This is a genomic window from Streptomyces sp. NPDC001156, from assembly GCF_053598275.1.
Genome location: NZ_JBSFJX010000454.1, coordinates 1 through 2,417 on the forward strand (window position 1 = coordinate 1; position 2,417 = coordinate 2,417).

General features: G+C 67.4%; 4 protein-coding genes. All 4 read right to left on the reverse strand.

Annotated features, from left to right (window positions below):
* Positions 1-844 precede the first annotated feature (844 nt).
* The gene (locus ACWDA7_RS52050; RefSeq protein WP_450615132.1) at positions 845-1,123 is read right to left on the reverse strand and encodes a hypothetical protein; all 279 of its coding nucleotides are present in this window, start codon (positions 1,121-1,123) and stop codon (positions 845-847) included.
* A 278-nt stretch (positions 1,124-1,401) separates the two neighbouring features.
* Positions 1,402-1,533: a hypothetical protein gene (locus ACWDA7_RS52055; RefSeq protein ID WP_450615134.1), complete on the reverse strand. Its 132-nt coding sequence runs from the start codon at positions 1,531-1,533 to the stop codon at positions 1,402-1,404.
* A gap of 75 nt (positions 1,534-1,608) precedes the next feature.
* Positions 1,609-1,800: a hypothetical protein gene (locus ACWDA7_RS52060; RefSeq protein ID WP_450615136.1), complete on the reverse strand. Its 192-nt coding sequence runs from the start codon at positions 1,798-1,800 to the stop codon at positions 1,609-1,611.
* A gap of 437 nt (positions 1,801-2,237) precedes the next feature.
* The coding region (locus tag ACWDA7_RS52065) for a hypothetical protein (RefSeq protein WP_450615138.1) at positions 2,238-2,417 on the reverse strand (180 nt) is incomplete at its 5' end.

The window sequence follows — 2,417 nt, forward strand, 5'->3', positions numbered from 1 at the left end:
AGTCTGACCAGCCGCTGCAGCTCAAGCCCAGTCACTTTCACCCAAGCCCCGAGCAGGCACCGGCATGCCCTCGGCTGCTGTGATTTTCCGGCCAGGGGAAACGTACCCGTGGCGTTGCTAGCCATTTAGGGTTGTCGGCGGCCCCCCTCCCTCAGACGGCCCGGCTGATGCAGCGCGCGTGAGGAAGCCCCTGCATGGCCAACAGACCGACTGGGCAGAGAACCAGTCGAAGCAGTGATCGATCCGTAACTGAACGTAGGGTTCGCAAGCATCACTCTGGTCCCTAACCTATGGTCGAGGGGGAGGTGGGTTGCGTGTCTGTTCGTGTCCGGGTAGAGCCAGCGCTATTGCTCTGGGCGGTGGAACGAGCCGGTTGGTCAATGCCCGCATGGCAGAGGAACACGCTGAGATCTTGCAGGCTGTCTGCCGTCCCGAGGATCACGCCGTCGACGCGCACGCGTCGACCGCCGGTCTCGGACGGCGGGTAAACGATCACGCGGCGCCTCGCCATGGCTCCAGCCTCGCGCTCGGGCGCCGGACGCGCATGCTCCTCCATCAGCGCGATGCAAGGCGGCTTCCGTCATGCTTGCCCACCCGTATGGCAGCGCCGGTGTGGCCGCCGTGCCGCTGCCGGATCAGGCTGGGCGTGGCGCCGCGCGGCCTGGTGTCCCCCTCAGCTCAGGCTGCCGAAAGTCCACGCAGGGCACGCCTCCCACCCTTTCTGGCACCCGAGTGGGAGGCGTGCTCGTATGATCAGATGCCCCGGAACGCCGGTTGAATGGAGTACGCGGAGGCCCCTGCCGACTCCACGGCGGGAGCCCCGTTGGGGCGGGAGCGGGGGGGGTCAGCCGGTCTTCTGCCGTTCCCGGAGTTCGTGGACGCTGGTGGCGGTGATGGTGCCGTCTTGCTGCTCGTAGTGAGAGAGGGCGAGACCGAGGCCGAAGAAGGTGGGAGCCCACTCACCGACGAAGATGCCCCACCGGTCGGCGCGGTCGACACCGGCGCCGGGTTCGGCTTGGAGGCTGGTTATCCAGGAGGCGATGCTGAGGCCGATGGATGCCATGCCCGCGAGGTAGGCGTGTTCGCTGCGGATGCCCATTTCGTGCATGCTCTTGATGATCATAAGGGGATCCCTTCTGTGGGGGTTTCGGCTCGAGTACCCCCACACGGATGGCTCTATTGGGTGAGCTTGCGATGTTATGTCCCTATCGGTGGGGACATAGGAGCTGGGCGCCGCGCCCGTAGCGGCAGGTGAGCCCCCGGCAGCGGGCGCACGGGCCCGACCTGTGCCGGTGTCAGCCCAGCATGATCGCGGCGGAGACGCGGTCCGTGGCGGGGCTTATTCGCATGCCTCCGCGCGCGGAGGCACCAAAGCAGCAGCTCCTGCGGGTCCCGCGAAGGTCAACGGTGCCTGGCCTTCAGCAGCATGACCACGAGAGCCACAACCAGAATCGCGAACATGATGGCGTACCACGGGAAGAGTGCTTCCGCTCCGTCCGCCACGCAGGGGAGCTTTCCGCATACGAAGTTCATGGGGATCGCCTTCTTCTGGAAAGCCAGCGGAAACGGCAGATTCCGTGATTCCGAGTATCCTCGACCGGCTTTCCGTCACCTCACGAACTGGGTGCTCTGCTCGATAGCCCGGCAGTGGGGGCACAGCAGCTGGGCGCCGCGCCCGTAGCGGCAGGCCAGTCCCTGGCAGCGGGCGCACGGGCCGACCTGAGCCGGGGAGCAGCCCACCATGATCGCGGCGGACACGGGGTCCGTGGCGGGGTCGATGCGTCTGGGCACCTCGTTCATGTATCCGAAGGTACGTCGCGGCTCGAGCTCAACCCGATCGCCGCCTAGTGGCGTGCGGCATCCCGGGGGGTGGCGTGGCGTAGACAGGCTCTATGGGTGAAGACACCGAGAAGGTCCACCATCCCGGCGAGATCGTTCCCGTCTCCGGGATCTACGAGTGCGACTGTGGGCGGGACCACGAGTACAGCACCGATGTGAAGGGCCATCGCTTCCCGCCTCTGCACCAGGCGTGTAGTGGGAGCGGCTGGCGACTCAAGGCGCCGGCGCACCCTGGTGTTGCGGCCGCCGGTCGAGCCTATGCTCGCCCAAGCGCGTGACACGCTGCCCGGCGGCCTGGCCTACGAGCCGAAGTTCGACGGGTACCGGGCGCGGCCGGCCGTGCAGCGCCGGGCCGGTGCGGCCGCCAAACTCATCTCGAGATGCACCCGGTGCGGTTGCTACACGACGAGCCCCTCGGCCGCCAGCTGCTTCGCGGCGTGCAGCATGCACTCGCGCGGCAGGATGACGGCCAGCTCGTCGGCACCGATGGAGGCGCCCATCGAGCGCAGCTCCTCGGCGCTCGGCGCCATCTCCTCCCCCACGACCTTGCCGATGACGAAGAAGCTGCCGTCCTTCAT

Coding starts and splice junctions, on each gene's coding strand:
- ACWDA7_RS52055 (WP_450615134.1), bottom strand. CDS start 1,533: ATGAACTTCGTATGCGGAAAGCTCCCCTGCGTGGCGGACGGAGCGGAA.
- ACWDA7_RS52050 (WP_450615132.1), bottom strand. CDS start 1,123: ATGATCATCAAGAGCATGCACGAAATGGGCATCCGCAGCGAACACGCC.
- ACWDA7_RS52060 (WP_450615136.1), bottom strand. CDS start 1,800: ATGAACGAGGTGCCCAGACGCATCGACCCCGCCACGGACCCCGTGTCC.